The 16,354-nt window shown below is 48.6% G+C and carries 12 protein-coding genes; 4 read left to right on the top strand and 8 right to left on the bottom strand.

All coding sequences use genetic code 11. The annotated features are described in order from the left end of the window. Positions 1–15: 15 nt before the first annotated feature. Together purD and ACTBZS_RS03095 are read left to right on the top strand one after the other, a co-directional pair. Complete coding sequence (purD, locus tag ACTBZS_RS03100; RefSeq protein ID WP_463043239.1) at positions 16–1,296, top strand: phosphoribosylamine--glycine ligase; 1,281 nt, start codon at positions 16–18, stop codon at positions 1,294–1,296. 871 nt (positions 1,297–2,167) lie between these two features. Next, a complete protein-coding gene (locus ACTBZS_RS03095; protein WP_463043238.1) occupies positions 2,168–4,306 on the top strand; it encodes a hypothetical protein in 2,139 nt (712 codons plus the stop codon). 306 nt (positions 4,307–4,612) lie between these two features. On the opposite strand, the gene ACTBZS_RS03090 is transcribed toward ACTBZS_RS03095, so the two are convergent. From ACTBZS_RS03090 to ACTBZS_RS03065, 6 genes are all read right to left on the bottom strand, one after another. Next, the gene (locus ACTBZS_RS03090) at positions 4,613–5,740 is read right to left on the bottom strand and encodes a glycosyltransferase family 4 protein (RefSeq protein ID WP_463043237.1); all 1,128 of its coding nucleotides are present in this window, start codon (positions 5,738–5,740) and stop codon (positions 4,613–4,615) included. Next, positions 5,740–6,828 carry a putative lipopolysaccharide heptosyltransferase III gene (gene rfaQ, locus ACTBZS_RS03085; protein WP_463043236.1) on the bottom strand — a complete coding sequence of 363 codons (1,089 nt, stop codon included), beginning with the start codon at positions 6,826–6,828 and terminating at the stop codon, positions 5,740–5,742. The genes ACTBZS_RS03090 and rfaQ overlap by 1 nt, the downstream gene beginning before the upstream one ends. Before the next feature lie 6 nt (positions 6,829–6,834). Beyond that, positions 6,835–8,574: a phosphoenolpyruvate--protein phosphotransferase gene (gene ptsP, locus ACTBZS_RS03080; protein WP_463043235.1), complete on the bottom strand. Its 1,740-nt coding sequence runs from the start codon at positions 8,572–8,574 to the stop codon at positions 6,835–6,837. A 34-nt stretch (positions 8,575–8,608) separates the two neighbouring features. Next, entirely contained in the window at positions 8,609–8,878 is a 270-nt protein-coding gene (locus tag ACTBZS_RS03075; protein WP_022652432.1) for an HPr family phosphocarrier protein, read from the bottom strand. A 55-nt stretch (positions 8,879–8,933) separates the two neighbouring features. Beyond that, the gene (locus ACTBZS_RS03070; RefSeq protein ID WP_022652431.1) at positions 8,934–9,335 is read right to left on the bottom strand and encodes a PTS sugar transporter subunit IIA; all 402 of its coding nucleotides are present in this window, start codon (positions 9,333–9,335) and stop codon (positions 8,934–8,936) included. A 62-nt stretch (positions 9,336–9,397) separates the two neighbouring features. Then, entirely contained in the window at positions 9,398–10,375 is a 978-nt protein-coding gene (locus tag ACTBZS_RS03065) for a precorrin-2 dehydrogenase/sirohydrochlorin ferrochelatase family protein (RefSeq protein ID WP_463043234.1), read from the bottom strand. 129 nt (positions 10,376–10,504) lie between these two features. On the opposite strand from ACTBZS_RS03065, the gene ACTBZS_RS03060 reads away from it, so the two are divergent. Continuing rightward, positions 10,505–12,739, top strand: a complete 2,235-nt coding sequence (locus tag ACTBZS_RS03060) for an EAL domain-containing protein (RefSeq protein ID WP_460430246.1) — start codon at positions 10,505–10,507, stop codon at positions 12,737–12,739. Here ACTBZS_RS03060 and ACTBZS_RS03055 read toward each other — a convergent pair. Next, positions 12,723–13,481 carry a hypothetical protein gene (locus tag ACTBZS_RS03055; protein WP_463043233.1) on the bottom strand — a complete coding sequence of 253 codons (759 nt, stop codon included), beginning with the start codon at positions 13,479–13,481 and terminating at the stop codon, positions 12,723–12,725. The genes ACTBZS_RS03060 and ACTBZS_RS03055 overlap by 17 nt on opposite strands. 69 nt (positions 13,482–13,550) lie before the next feature. Further along, positions 13,551–15,059, bottom strand: coding sequence for a polyphosphate:AMP phosphotransferase (gene pap / locus ACTBZS_RS03050; protein ID WP_460430248.1), 1,509 nt, complete (start codon positions 15,057–15,059; stop codon positions 13,551–13,553). Positions 15,060–15,280: 221 nt separating this feature from the next. Between pap and ACTBZS_RS03045 the strand changes: the two genes are divergently transcribed. Beyond that, positions 15,281–16,354, top strand: a 1,074-nt coding sequence (locus tag ACTBZS_RS03045) for a PDC sensor domain-containing protein (RefSeq protein WP_463043232.1), incomplete at its 3' end; no start/stop codon positions are given.

The following is a 16,354-nucleotide window of genomic DNA, read 5'->3' as shown; positions in this document are numbered from 1 at the left end:
GGGAATATCCATACTATGAAAATCATGGTGATCGGTTCTGGTGGCCGTGAACATGCCTTGGCATGGCGTTTGGCGCAATCGCCACGCAGCACCAAGGTATTTGTTGCACCAGGCAACGCAGGTACCACCCTCGATTCTGATTTGCACTCGGTACCGCTGACAACCATTTCCGAATGGATTGCGTTTGCCAAGAGTGAAAAAATCGACCTGACTGTTGTGGGGCCTGAAGCGCCGTTATCGGTTGGTGTGGTGGATGCGTTCCGTGCTGAAGGGCTGAAAATTTTTGGCCCAACACAGTACGCCGCCCAGTTAGAAAGCTCGAAAGATTTTGCCAAGGCCTTTATGAAGCGCCACGGCATTCCAACGGCCAACTATGAAACCTTTACTGATGCGGACGCGGCACATGCGTACGTGGCAGAAAAAGGGGCGCCAATTGTCATTAAAGCCGATGGTCTTGCCGCAGGTAAGGGCGTGATTGTCGCGATGACCTTAGACGAAGCTCATGCTGCTATCGACGATATGTTGGTGGGTAACAAAATGGGCCAAGCCGGCAGCCGCGTGGTGATTGAGGATTTCTTGGTCGGCGAAGAGGCCAGCTTTATCGTGATGGTCGATGGTGAGAATGTGTTGGCGATGGCGACGAGCCAAGACCACAAACGCCTAAAAGACAATGACGAAGGCCCGAATACCGGTGGGATGGGGGCGTATTCCCCTGCGCCTGTGGTAACGCCACAAGTTCATGCCCGTGTGATGCGGGAAATTATCTTGCCAACAGTGCAGGGCATGAAACGTGATGGTCATTCTTATACGGGTTTCTTGTACGCGGGTTTGATGATTGATGGCGAAGGCAACCCTTATACCATCGAATTTAACTGCCGTTTTGGGGATCCTGAAACACAGCCCATCATGGCACGTTTGAAATCCGACTTTGTGACCTTGGTAGAAGCAGGGATCAATGGTCAGTTGGATAAGGTTGAAGCCGAGTGGGATCGCCGCGTGGCATTAGGCGTGGTGTTGGCTGCCGAAGGTTATCCAGAATCACCCCGAAAAGGTGATCTGATTGAAGGCATTCCCGCGCAAGCCGAGGATTGCTTGGTGTTTCATGCCGGTACGACTTTGGACGCTGACAACCGCTTGGTGACTAACGGTGGCCGTGTGTTGTGTGTGGTCGGGTTGGGCGATAGTGTGCGGATGGCGCAAAACCGCGCTTATGAAACCGCAGACCGCATTCGCTTTGCTGGCCGTCAAATGCGGCGTGATATTGGCGCTCGTGCTTTAAGTCGGCGTGGTAGCTAAAAAGCCTTGCAATTCGCTGTAGATGATTGAAAAAGCCCCCGAATGCAGGGGGCTTTTTTATATCTGATTCTTGGTATTGACCTTTACATGGCGCAACGAGGCAGAAGCTCTAGCCACGTTTAAAGTACAGCAAAGTGCCAAGGGGCAAGATTGGAATGTTAAACAGATGTATCGATAATGAGGACAAGAAAGCCAGTGCCAGAGTTATGGCTGCCAAAGGTACAACCATTCGAGCGATTGCTGAAGAACTAGGATAAGTAAATCGACAGTTGCTTTGAGTAGTATGTTTTTATACGCATAGCTTATAAATATAAGTTAGATACAGCGCCTTTCAGGGCATTTTTTTCATCTTATTTCAAAAAATGAGCTTTTTATTAATGACAATTGGTAGTTTTGTTGGCTTAGGATGGTCTTGCAAATTATGTTTTTTTATAGTATAATTACATGCGACTTACAAAGTCTTGTGATCCTAAAATTTAAGATCAATGTTAGTTAATCTATGTTTTAGGCTCTTGCTATGTATAGTTTTTGTATTTATTTTGATTCAAAATTCTAGGAAAGCCTCCCAGAATATTTAAAAGCTTCATGCATGAAAATTTGAAGTTTTTTTGAATCAATCTTCAGGGTTTCAATTAACTTAAGTTAATTTTCAGAAAATATTTCATTGGGTGAAAAATCATGAGCAAAAGTCACAATCTTAATCTTGTAAAAGATTTAATGAGGAATTCAAATCTAGCGCAAAATTATGACTTTTGTAGCGATATTACTTCTAGTGATAAGAAGCAAGTTTTCAAACTTTCTGGTTCTAAAATGATCGAGAAAGTAAAGAACCCTGATAGTACGCGAAAAAACTATACCTTTGCACTTTAAGGTGTTTGTTTCCTTTCTCAAAAAGAGAAAAGGCACAGAGTATCCTGTGCCTTTTGTGTTTATCGGTAAGATGATGACAAATAGTTTAACGCCCATTGCGGTAGCAAAGTACTCTTCTGATTTCATTATTAATGTGATCAGACATATAACTAGATGGTCTTCAAGAAGTGAAGTTAGTGAAAAATCGCATATTATATATCTTACGAATTACCTTAATCACATTGGTGTCAAAACCGTCATCTTAGAAAGCGACTATGTAGACAAGCATTATTTGGAGGATTACTCCGAGTATTATGCTCGCTGCTTCCAGTCCCTGCCAAAGACATGTGCTCGGTTGCATTTCTTTCGAGAGTCGTTTGAGGAGGCAGAGTTTTCCAATGCACTGAACGTGCTAGATCTCAATTTTATCAATGATAAAATCAAGTCCGAAAATTCCTATGCTGGATTTGCTGTAATTAGACCATTGCCCGTGACCTGTATCGCTCGAATGTGTTTGATACCGTACAACTTCAATGATTCGTCTTTTGTCCTGAAGGATAAGATCAATGTTTCTCTGTTTGGCATTGATCTTACCATCGAAACCGCTGCTTTTATTGAACAAGATAAGGTGGTATCTGCTTGTGCAACAAGCGCGATTTGGACATTGCTCAACGTCAATCGAACCTACAGACGGGAACTACTTCCCTCTCCAAGTGCCATTACTAAGTCAGCTTTAGTTGCGGATCGTAATGGAGCACGGACTTTCCCAGCAGCCGGTGGATTGCAAATTGAGCATGTTTGTAGAAGCCTTAAAACTTATGGGTTAGAACCAACAGTTATAGATAAACAAGATTATCAAGAAGAATATTTTCATAAAATAATTAAAAATGTCCTTATCGCTTATTTGTCCTCCAATATTCCTGTCCTAATTGGAGGGAGAGTCAGCCAGATAAAGGAGAATAATGAGGAATTTTTAGGTGATCATTTGGTTTGTGCTCTTGGGTATCGTATAAATGTACCTACCAAATATCCCTTACCAAAAAATATCGATCGGATTTACGTACATGACGACCGATACGGTCCTTATGTCTCGTTGGCAAAAGACCCAGAAAACGAAAGTACGTTCACTTTTGAATTAAATCAAGATGGTAAATGCATTCGAAAAGAAAAATTTGAGCCTCAGGTATTGATCATTGGCTTGAACCATAAGGTCCGGATCGACTTTGATTACGCTTTCAATGTCGCGGCCGTAATTTCCGAGATTATTGGTCAATTTACTCAGATCAAAGATTCCAAAGAGCATACAGAGTTCATAGAGTTCATAGAGTTCATAAAATCTACCGACATTGAATTTCAAGTAAGTCTCTGCCACAGCAAGACACTCAAAACAGAGGTTATCAACGAAAAATACGAATTTTTTTCATATAACGGTACGAGTGAATTCTCAAACTTTCTTAGTGCCAATATGCCTAAGTACATCTGGCGTTGCCGTTTCCTACATCAAAAAAAAGAAATCTTCGCTGATGTCTTGCTCGACGCGACAGGGGTTCCTCAAGGAGATCTAGTTCTCGGCTGCCTTGCCTACATGAAATATGCTGATCTCTTCTGGCGAATACTGGGTAAGTTTGTGAGAAGTGAGCCCTACAAGGATGCGACCTCGGCTCTCGATTCAAATGTGATTGGTTGCATCACCCGTTTTTTCCTAAACTTCGAAGATAATTATCTCGACACTGATTATGGTCTTCTTCGTATTCCTGCACGTGAATATCGAAAGTCTGAGGTCAATGATTATGGTGATCAAATTACTCGAAGTGATCTCATTAAAATTGTGCGCGGTAATGATGCTATCCAGCATTTTTTAAAACTGGACACTAACCAAACCTACGTTTGGGTAATTGACCGGTACGGTGACTTTATTTTGGGTAAAGAGCCAGTGGATGACCCAGATAGACAGGGGCATCCAGCACTTACCGGTGGACAACCTGCTCGTTTGGGCGGCGAAATGAAGTACGATACAACCAGTAAATTCTGGGTGTTGAATACTAAGTCGCGTACATATTCAGCACATCTTCATAGCGATTCTGAGCGTGCTAAGTTATATTTGGAGTCTGTAATCTCAAAAAACCTTCGTGACTGTCCTGTACGACATGAATATAAATGAAGTTACTGACTATGTAAATATACTACCGCCTGTAGGCTTTCTGAAACTGTAGCGGCCAAGTTTTTTGAGACACCAAGATCGGTTTTTGTGCTGCCATGTCTCGCTCATAAACTGTCAGCGATAGATTGCCTCGAGCCGAGTGCATGATGAGGCCAACGGGTAGTTGGCGCGCAGTGTGCATTTCAGTCAGCAACTGCCAACTACCGAAGGTCTGCTGGTTCTTTGCAAAGGCCGCCTTCAAATAGATACTCGCCACACCAATTTTCTGCCGACAGAAATCCCCGCTCTTTAAGGGCGGGGAGGATGTCAAAACAGTTTGTCATACAGCTGAATCAGCGCGTCGGCGGTGGATTCTAAGGTATAAGGTTCGGCACAGTGGCGGGCGGCGGCGGACCACGCCGGCCATTGCGGTCGGGCGGCTAACCACAAGCCCACTGCCGCTTGCCAACCTGCCTCATCCAACGCATCACGCACCATGCCGTTTTCTCCCTCAACAATCCACTCCGCTGCACCACATTGGGTGGTGGTTAATACCGGTAGGCCGCTGGCAAACGCTTCGACACACACATTCGGAAACGGATCGTATAAAGTCGGCAAAATCAGCCCATCCGCCGCACCATAAAAAGGACGGACTTCTTTTTGTACGCCAGCAAAATGTACCCGTGTGCTTAAACCGAGGGTATGGGCCTGTTGCTGATAACGTGCCGCATGTTTATCACCGCCCACCACTAACACATGCACCTCGGGATGCGGTAACACTGCAGACAGAATGCGCCCAACCCCTTTGCGCTCAAATCCCGAACCGACATACAACAACAACGGCGCATGATCTGGAATCGCAAACTGTTGTCGGACACTGCTGCGGTGTTGACGTAAATCGGGATGAAAACGTTGCGTATCGACCCCGTTATAAATCAACGGTAACTGATCTGTAGTTAAGCCAAAACGCTGTTGAATATCGTGTTGCACCATTTTGGCATTGCAAATCACCGCTTTGAGTTGCGGATGACGAAACATCTTAGCTTCAACGGCACAAGTGTAGTGATGATAGGGATTGAGCTGCAAAGCCAGCTTGCCGAGGGTGCCGAGGGTGCGGCGACGTTGGGCCAGCCAAGTGGCATGAACGCCATCCCCTGCCCGAAAAATATCACAGCCGACAATACGCTCATGGCTTTGCACTAAATCGAACTGTTGCTGTTGCACTGCCTGTTGTACCGCACGGGCAAATCCCCAATCGCGCCACACATTGCCGAGGTAGAACGGGTCGATGGTTAGACGATCTCCGCCGCCTTCTCCCTGCCAACGGCGTGCCAAGAGCGTAACGGCAACACGGCCATCGCTAGCAAGCGCGTCGAGGGCGCGACTGACAAAACGTTCTGCACCGCCAGCCGGATTAAAACGCTGGCGCACAATTGCAATACGACGAATAGACATTAAGGATTCCGAACGGTTGCGGTGAGTTGCTCGATGGCAGTCAAGACCTGCTCGACCGAGATAGCGTTGAGACAGTCGCTGATTTTGCTGCCGCCGCAGCCATCACGACCACAGGGCCGACAGCGATAGTGCTCGGCAATCAATACCCGATGCGGGACTTGCCACGGGCCCCACTCGATATCACCCGAAGGGCCAAACAGCGCAATAGTCGGAGTTTGGGTGGCGGCGGCAATGTGCATCGGGACGGAATCCATGCCAATAAATAACTCTGCCCCAGCAATCACCGCCCCTAATTCTTTTAAACTGAGCTGACCTGCTAATGAAGGCGCGGGTGTGGTCAATTGCGCTTGAATCGCGGCGATACAGGCCATTTCTGCGGCATCGGGCGCCGCCGTGAGCAGCACCGTTCGCCCTTGTTGTTGCAGCGCCTGTATTAGCTGTGCCATTTGTTCTGTTGGCCATGTTTTGAACATCCAACGTGAAGTCGGATGGATGACCGTATAAGGGCTGTTAATTCCTTGGGCAAGTCGTTTTTGCTCGGCTTGTGTGTGCACAAGCGCCGGAATGGCCAGCGATAAAGCGCGGTGATAGTGTTGCACCGGCACACCCAAACGCCGCAGGGCATCTAAGTGAATGTCGACCGTATGCCGCCGATTGCCGCCGATCACTGGGTAGCGATGGCTAAAGGGTTTGCGAAACCATTTGCCATTTAAGTTGCTGGGAGAAATGGCCCAGCGAGGGCGTAAAAGCCGTGCCAACCACGAACCACGCTTATGTTCTGTTAGATGAATGATGCCATCGTATTGTCGAGCGCGCAGTGCTTGTAACACACGCCATTCTGCTTGGGCTTGTGGCAAGGGGCCGAGTTTTTTCCATTGACGATCTAAACAATGCAGTTGGCTGAGCGCCGGATGGTCGGCCAACATCGGTGCCGTATCGGCATAGACCAGCGCATCAATCTCGAGATGGGGCGCATGTTGTTTTAACACACTCAACACGGGGGAAGTTAAGAGCACGTCACCGTGATGACGTAGCTTGATCACCAACACCCGACGGGTGTTGGTGAAGTCGATAGCATCTACAAGCATAGAAAATTAGGCTGCACGCGGGGTATTGAGCTGGGTGAGAAGATCGGCGATTTTTTCAGGATCGCTGGCGCGCAAAATCTTGGCGGTTTGTGCCACCGTGGGGTCGAGATGGGTATCGAGCACAATTTGTTTAACAGAGAGCAAATTGGCTGGGTGCATCGAAAAACGCCGCAACCCCATACCAAGCAATAAGCGGGTCATTTTGCTATCCCCGGCCATCTCGCCACACACGGACACCGGTAAACCAAATTTTGCGGCAGTTTTCAGGGTGTGGGTCAGTAAATACAAGACAGCAGGGTGAGTGGGGTCGTAGAGATGACTCACCGCATCATCATTGCGGTCGATGGCGAGGGTGTATTGAATCAGGTCGTTGGTACCAATCGACAAGAAATTAACATGCTTGGCCAGCATATTCACTGTGAGTGCTGCTGAAGGCACTTCAATCATCGCCCCCACCGCAATTTTCTCATCAAAACTGACCTCTTCTTCGCGCAACTCTTGTTTGGCAGCGTCGAGTTGAGCCAGAGCTTGTTTGAGATCGGTGATGCCATTGATCATCGGGAACAGAATGCGGACTTGGCCATGTGCCGAGGCACGCAAAATAGCGCGTAACTGGGTACGGAATAGCTGCGGTTCGGCAAGGCACAAGCGAATGCCGCACAAACCCAAAGCAGGGTTATCACCCGTGCCATGAATCGACCATTTCGGGTTTTTATCTGCGCCTAAGTCCATGGTGCGAATGGTGACCGGACGGCCATTGAGCTGTTCTGCCACATGACGGTAAGCATCGTATTGCTCTTGCTCATCGGGCAGGGTATCACGTCCCAAAAACAGAAACTCACTGCGGAATAAACCAACCCCCATCGCCCCCGATTCCACCACATCGGCCACATCTTTTGGTAGTTCGATATTGGCTAATAACTCAATTGGCGTGCCATCTTGGGTTTGTGCATTGGTTTTTTTCAGACTGGCGAGTTTGTTGCGTGCTGCGCGCCATGCCCGTTGCCGGCGGCGGTATTCTGCCAACACGGTTTCGTCTGGATTGACGATTACCACCCCTTGCTGGCCATCGACAATCATCAACTCATCTTCATGAATCAGATGGCGGGCGCTGTGGGTGGCAATCACCGAGGGCAAATCAAGGCTGCGCGCTAAAATCGCAGTATGGCTGGTGGCTCCCCCCACATCGGTGACAAAAGCGGCATAACTGGCATCTTTGAAATACACCATGTCAGCCGGGCTTAAATCATGGGCGACTAAAATCGCATCATCAATCAAGCTAGAGGGCAAAGGCGGTGCACTGCTTTGGCCGGCGAGATTTTTGAAAATCCGTTCCACCACTTGCATCACATCATGTTTGCGCTCACGCAGATAGGCTTCTTCGATTTCTTCAAATTGGGCAATCAGCTGATCGGCTTGCTGTTTTAATGCCCATTCTGCGTTGCAGCGTTCGGCTTGGATGATTTTGCGTGGCTCACGCGACAGCGCAGCATCATTGAGCAACATGATATGCAAACTCAGAAAGGCGCCTAGCTCGGCTGGAGCATTCTCTGGAATACTGCCCCACAACATTTCTAGCTCTTTGCGTGTGGTGCGAATCGCATCGTCAAAGCGTTGCAACTCGGCAGGAATATCTGCGCTTTCCAGAAAATAATGGCTGACATCAGCAGTGGTATGAGAAACCAAATGCGCACGTCCGATCGCAATGCCACCACCAATACCGATACCGTAAAGTGCTATGCTCATGGGTGCCCTTTCCGTTGTTGTGACCAGATCTGAGTTACTCGGCTTCGTCGAAGCGATTGTTAATCAGATCGACCAAAGCGGTCATGGCGGCTTGTTCATCGCTGCCATTGGTTTCAATCACGACTTTGCTGCCTTTTGCTGCTGCGAGCATCATCACACCCATAATGCTTTTGCCATTCACTCGCCGGCTGGCACGAGAAATCCACACCTCGCTTTGAAAACGGCCTGCGGTTTGGGTGAATTTGCTCGAAGCACGGGCATGGAGACCCAATTTATTGATGATTTCTATTTCTTGTTGCAGCATAGTAGGCCTGTCATCCTCAAATTATGATTGTTTTACTGACCGTTTCTTCAGGGTATTACGCGGTGGGTGGCAAGGGTTCTAGCGGTACAACACCTTCCAAACCACCCGTAACCGCTTTGCTGATGACTGTTGCTAAGGGCAGCGCGCTATAGGATACCGCCCGCACTAACATCGGCAAACTGACACCGGCAATTGCTTCAATCCGTCCGGGTTCAATCAGACGCGTGGCGATATTGGATGGCGTGCCGCCGCAAATATCAGACAACAATAACACGCCTTCACCGCTATCTAGCCTTTGAATCAGCTGTCGTGCTTCTTGTAGTTTTTTTTCGGGGTCATCGGATTTATCCACCGCCATACACGCTAAGTTTTCTGGTTCGCGTTGTAGGATATGGCGGGTACACGCGATGAGACTTTGACCCAAGTCACCGTGAGTTACGATCAGAATGCCAATCATGATGCCCTTGCAGTGCGAAACGCGCACTGTCCAAGATTAAAGAAAAAGAAGAAGACCGTATTTTAACAAGCCCCACCTGCTGCCGGCACCCATTCTATTAGTAATTCTGCATTTTTTTGCTGTAATTCGGCATATTCTGCAGGAAGTGAGTAACCCTCGACCAACATCACTATTTTTTGGCCTTGCTGTGCTTGCTCTATTGCCAAACCGAGGGCTGAATTCTGTTCAGTATAGGGTTGATAGAGGGCGTCGCGCCGGCTCAATGTGAGCCAATGATCGGCTAATTGATGTGGATAGAATAAAACATCGGCGGCTTGTAAGCGTTGTAGGCCGCGCAGTGTCAGTAAATCGGGATCGGCACTGCCCAAGGCCAACAGATGGAGACTGCCGGTTATCGGTTGGCTGTGTTGTAGCGCCTGTTGTAATCCTTCATCTGCCGTGGCACGTTGCCCCTGATGAAGTAAATTGACCAACGGCCCACGCAACACTGTCTCCCAAAAACGTCGTCGGGCGGCGGTATCTGGCAAGGCTTGTTTGACACGATCGCGCCAATCGCTGGCAAATTGCGCCACCTCGCGAAAACGCAACGGGACAGACGCTTCAATTTGTTCGCGCACCAATCGTGCCAATACCGGACTACGACCCCCAGTAGAAATAGCCACCACTAACGGTGAGCGGTCAACAATCGCTGGCACAATAAAATTGCATAGCGCTGGCGCATCGACCACATTGACCAACAGCCCTGCTGCCTGCGCTGTTGCTGAAATCTCAGCATTGACCTCTGGCTGATCGGTGGCGGCAATCACCACGGTGGGACGCGGCGACAGCAGCATATCCGCCGCTGTGAAAGGGCGTAGATGGCAGTGCCAACTGCGTTCGGTAATGAGCCGTTGCAGTTCCTCATCAATCGTTGGGGCAATCACGGTGACTCTTGCACCAGCGGCATCTAACAACCGCGCTTTGCGTAGCGCCACTTCACCACCGCCAATCAATAAGCCATGACGATCTTTTAAATCAACAAAGATTGGAAAATATTGCATATTCGCTTTCGTGGATTGTCCTCTGTAGGCTATCCGGATGACCACGATTGTATTAAAGTGGGGATTATTACCGGATCAATTATAAAACTGCTGTTTTCAGCATTTTTTCGCCATTGTTTGGGCCTACTCATGTCTGATGCTACTTTTTCGCCCTTTCACCATGCGCTAAGTGGGATATGTCACGGTTTGCGTTTGACGCCTTTACACGCGGCTGCCAGTGCCAGACCTGTCCTCAGTTTTGCATGGTTGATTGGTCTTGTCTGTGGCGTGCTGACATGGTCATTTCAGCTAGAGGGCATCGGCTACAGCTTATTTCTACCTCATTATATTGTCTTGGCGTGTTTGCTGGCGGGGTATGGCTGGCGCGCATGGTTGAGTGCCTTAGTGGGGATGGCGCTATGGCTGCCGTGGAGTGTGCCGCATGGCTATGAAAGCGTGCTGTTATATGCAGCACAAGCGGTATGCTCGGTCGGTGTTGCCGGTATGCTACGCCATACTTTGCACCAAACTTGGCCTGGCTTACCACTGCCGGCTTTATTGTCGGCATGGTTGGCAACGATGTTGCCTGCGCTATTACTGATCCCCGCCGGTTTAGCGGGGTTGGCTGTGCTGTTATATGGCGCGGAGAGTGGTCAATGGTTGACATTCACATTAGCGTATGGCTTGCCGGTATTGCTATTAGGCAATTTGTGGCTGAGCTATGTGTTGCTGTTGCGCTACCAACTACCGTTATGGCCAGCGGTATCGTGGTTGGTATGGGGAGCGGTGGTGTTGTGTGCAGTGATTGCCCTCGGTGGTCTGTGGTGGCCGAGTGCTTATTTTCTGCTGTTGCCCGCGCTAGCGGCGTTGTCATTGTTGGCCCCGCCTTTATTAGCCGCCTTGGTCGCGGCCACCGTGTTATTGGCAATGTTGGCTGGCTTGTTGTATGTCCATGTTCCGATTAGTGTTTTACTTTCTACTCCTGCTTTAGAACAAGCCCAGATTTTTCTATTTGTCCTTGGACTGACGCTGCATCTGACACTGTTGGCGGTATCCCTGCGGCGCGAGCGTGAACGTCACCGCCAAGCCTCGGTCTATCGCGATCCAGCCACTGGCATGTTAAATCACGCTGGATTGGCAAAAGAATTTCGCCGTTGGCATCAAGTGCAACGGCCATTTGCCTTAGCGGCGCTGAACATCAATTTATTCGAGTCGATCTTAATCGTTTTTGGCAGTGACACTGGTGCCCGCATTCTGGGGTTGATGGCGCGCAAGCTAGAACAAGAGCTGCCAGCAGGCTGGCCAACGGGACGCTTGTTGGGTGGCATGTATATTTTGATGGTGCCGCTAGATGAAGCCTTAACACTGGTTGAATTGGAGCGCATTGCTGAAGCAGTGGCCGAAGTGCGCGTGCCGTGGGAAAGTCATTTTTTAGATATTCGCTGCAATATGGTGTTCTTACGCCAGCCCAGTGAGGATTACGAGGCCAGCCTGCATCGTGCCACTGCCGCTGTGCAAGAAGCCGGTGCGCGCCGCCTCCCGGGTTTGATGCCGGCGGAACAAGTCTATGGTGAAGAAATCCATGCTGGTTTGCATTGGATTAGCCGCTTGCAACAGGCGCTGCAAGAAGGCCGTTTTACCTTATTTGCCCAGAAAATTTTGCCGTTGTCTCCACAAACTGAAACCGGTTTACATTTTGAAATCCTGCTGCGCTTGCGTGATGAAGCAGGAAAGTTAGTGTCTCCGGGGGAGTTTATTCCAGCGGCTGAACATTTCCGTATGATGCCGATGTTAGATCATTGGGTGATCGCCAGCACCATCGAGTGGCTCGCCAACCATCCGCACTATCGGCAACAAGTGGCAAAGTGTGCGTTAAATTTATCAGGGCAAACCATTGTTGATGCCAGCGTGGTGGATTTTGTGCATCAAAGTTTAATGCGGCACCCGATTGAAACCGACAAGCTATGTTTTGAAATCACAGAAACCAGTGCCTTGGGCGATTTAGGACGCGCCCGCGCTCTGGTGCAGGGGCTGCGCGGTTTGGGATGTAAAATTGCCCTTGATGATTTTGGTAAAGGATTTTCTTCGTTTGACTACCTCAAACGCTTGCCTGCTGACTTTTTGAAAATCGATGGCAGTTTTGTGCGTAATCTGGCACCCCATTCGGTCGATGAATCCATTGTGAAAGCCATGGTCGATGTGGCGCAGGCCACCGGTTTGCAGACCATTGCTGAATATGTCGAAACCCCTGCCTTACAAGCGCATCTACAACAGTTAGGGGTCGATTTCGCGCAGGGGTATGGTGTGGCAAGACCGATGCCGTTAGAACAATTCTTCCAGCAGGAACTCGGAGAGTTGGCTGATCGCGTTAGCGAGAAGAACTGATCTTAGTTGGCATCACAAAAGGAATGATACGTGAGCTTTTCACCGGCTCGGATGGGAGCTCAACGGGTTCAATCGTTGGCAGCGGTGGCGGGCTATCACAGAATAATTGTTGTCCCAACTCGTCCAATAATTCGCGGCCGGCCTGTGCTTGCACAAACTCCGCACCAATGCGCCAAGCATCGCTGTGACGCGCTACATGGCGAATTCGCAACGGCCAAGTGGTATCTAAGCCATCGATGGTCAAATGATAAACCGCCCGCCCGGCCAGAATTTTTTCTGAAAAATGGAATAACAACGCCCCAGCATTGACTTCCAATAGCCAGCCATGCCCAAAACGGGCGCCATCGCTTTCACGGGCTAATTGCACATGGGTACGTTTTAACCACGCTTTACGCAACTGTTGTTGATCCGCATGGGGGATGCGGTGGGTCATCTCAGCGGTGATCGCCGTGGTATGGCCGGTTAAGCCCAGTTGTCGTGCAAACAGTGGGGGACAGTGGATCAGATGAAACGCGCCATGGGGTAGGCTCTCGATAGCCTTTAATAACAACTGACAAGCGCCTGTACCAATGGCACTGACCTCGGATAAATCGAGATAGACCGGCAAGCGCAGGCTCTGTGCCTGTGCAATCGCCTGTTCCAATTTGGTGCGCAAACCGGTGCCAAATTCTCCTACCGGCACCCAGCGCACCTGATCGCAGGCAATATGAATAGCGAAAGTGCGATCAAGCATGGCAATCATTTATTTGGTATGAAAAAAGAAAGCCCATAATAAAACGGGCTTTGTAAATACGCAATAGAAAATTGTTGCTTATCCGTTGCTTTTTAATAAACGACTCTCCAAAGCGTTACATAACGTACGCAAAATTTTCAATCTTGCATACAATTTGTTATTGGCTTCCACTAAAGTCCACGGTGCAGATTGCGTGCTTGTTCTGTCGATCATATCGCATACGGCATCCTTATATTGGTCCCATTTTTCACGATTGCGCCAATCTTCCTCAGTGATTTTAAAGCGCTTAAAGCCTGTTTCTTCTCGTTCTTTAAAGCGTTTTAATTGTTCTTCACTCGAAATAGCCAACCAGAATTTCACCACAATGATATTGCCAGCCACTAATTGCTGTTCAAAATTGTTAATTTCATTATAAGCGCGCATCCATTCATGCTCAGAACAGAAGTTTTCTACCCGTTCGACTAAAACACGGCCATACCAAGAACGGTCGAAAATCGTAATGCCGCCTTTTTTCGGTGTTTCACGCCAAAAACGCCATAGCCAAGGTTTGGCTCGCTCATCTTGACTGGGGGCCGCAATCGGGACGATGCGATAACGTCTGGCATCTAAGGCCGCCGTCACCCGCCGAATTGCGCCGCCTTTCCCTGCTGCATCGTTGCCTTCAAACACCACTACTAGAGCCTGTTTTTTGAAGTTAGGATGGCGGGTTAATTCATGTAATCGACCTTGTAAAACGGCCAGTTCCGTTTTGTATTCTTCCTTATCCACCGTACGATCTAAAACCAGCGTATCGAGCAATTGCAAGCCATCGACAGGTGGCAACAGCGGGGCAACCTCGGCGGCGGCATGATGGCGGCGTTCTCCGCCACGGTTGAGGCGGCTGCGCAATGCTTGATAAATCACCCGTGCCACAGTGAGATCACGGTAACGCGCATCTTCCCCTTCCACCAATACCCACGGCGCCTCACCTGTGCTGGTCATGCGTAGCAATTGTTCAGCTTGGTGATAAATACGGTCATACAGTTTGTGATGATTCCAATCGGTTTCTGTTACCCGCCATGCACTTTTTTTATCGGCTTCTAAAGATTTGAGACGTTTTTTCTGTTTTTCTTTTGAGAGATGAAACCAGAATTTCAGAATCAGCGCACCTTCGGCACACAGTTTTTTTTCAAAGGCTAAAATCTGCCCAATTTGCAACATGGCCTGTTTTTCATCGGTCTTATCATACACCCGACCAAATAAAACATCTGAATACCACGAGCCAAAAAATACCCCTGTTCTACCTTTTGGGGGTAAAGCGTTCCAATAACGCCACATCCAAGGCCGTTGTGCTGATTCTTCGGATGAAGAAAATAAAGCTGTCTCAGCACTGACCTGAATTAAACGTGGGTCCATCCATTCATTTAGCTGGTGTAATGTTTCGCCTCGTCCCGCCCCATCAAATCCGTTAATTAAGATAATCAGTGGAAAATCGCCTTTTTCGCGTAATTCATACTGAGCATCCAGTAATGCTTGTCGCAATTCTGGCATTTCTTCCTGATAACGGGCCTTGTCGATCTTATGCCCGAGTTCAGCAGATTCAAACATACGTTTTTTCCTTTCCTTGCTTGACGTGTTTTTTGTTGTTTGTTGCACAAGATACGCCAGCTAACGCATTTTGTGCACGGTCTTTGCATTACTTGTGGTGGTGAGCTGCTATCCCTTAAACTCGAGAAGCATTTGTTAAAAACAATAAAATACAGAAAATTACAATAAAACATTGGGTTGAAGCATACAACTACTCTTAAATAGTGCGGGAGTCACTTATCATGTCTTTAAATCTTAGCTTTCGCAGTAAAATATTGCTCAGCATCAGTGGTCTTGCCGTGTTGGGTTTTACTGCCTCCATCGGTTACGCGACGTGGGCGAATCAAAATTATGTATTAAAAGAAGGCGGTGAGGCAGCGGTGATTCATGCCAAATTGCTCACCCGTAATATCAGCAGCACCTTATTTGGTGGGCGTGATTTAGCCAGCTCGATGGCTGAATTGTTGGCCACTTTGTCACAAGCCGGCGTTAAAGATCGCGACCTCATCAACAAGATTCTTAAAGACCAATTACAAGCTAGACCTAATACGTTAGCCCTTTGGACCGCATGGGAACCCAATGCGCTTGATGGCCGTGATGCTGAGTTTGTCAACCGCAAGCCTGACCATGATGCCACCGGTCGCTATATCCCATATTGGGTACGTTCTGGTGACAAAATCATTGTCGAACCGTTAGTCGATTACGATAAACCCGGTGCCGGTGATTACTACTTATTGACCAAGAAAAATAACGCGCTGACTTTCCTCGAACCATATCTTTATCCGGTGGATGGCAAAACTGTACTGTTGACGTCAATTGTGCAACCGATTCCAAACAAAACTGGTTCGCAGTTTCTTGGTGTTGCTGGGATTGATGTATCGCTAGATGCGTTTAGCGAAGCGCTGAGCAAGGAAAAACCCTATGGCACCGGTGTGTTGTCACTGGTGTCGAATCAAGGCAACTGGTTGGTGCATCCAGAAAAAGACAAAGTGACAAAATCGGCTAATGACCTGCCAGCAGAGGCTTTAGCGGCAATTAAGGCTGGGCAAAGTTATCAATTTACGGATCAAGATGATGTGATGCACTTTTTCGAACCGATCTCGATTGATAAAACGATGGAGCCGTGGTCGTTACGGGTCTCGATTCCAAAATCCAGCCTGTTAGCGGAAGCCAACTCAGTGCGCAATACCACGCTGTTGATTAGTGTATTGGCGGTGGGGGTGATGTTGTTATTGATTGCGGCGATTTTGCGTAGCTTGTCGCAACCCTTGGTGCGCTTGTCGAACACCATGCAAACGTTGAGTCAAGGCGAAGGA

The sequence above is a fragment of the Aquaspirillum sp. genome (assembly GCF_055136605.1).
This window is presented reverse-complemented; position numbering and strand designations above follow the sequence as displayed.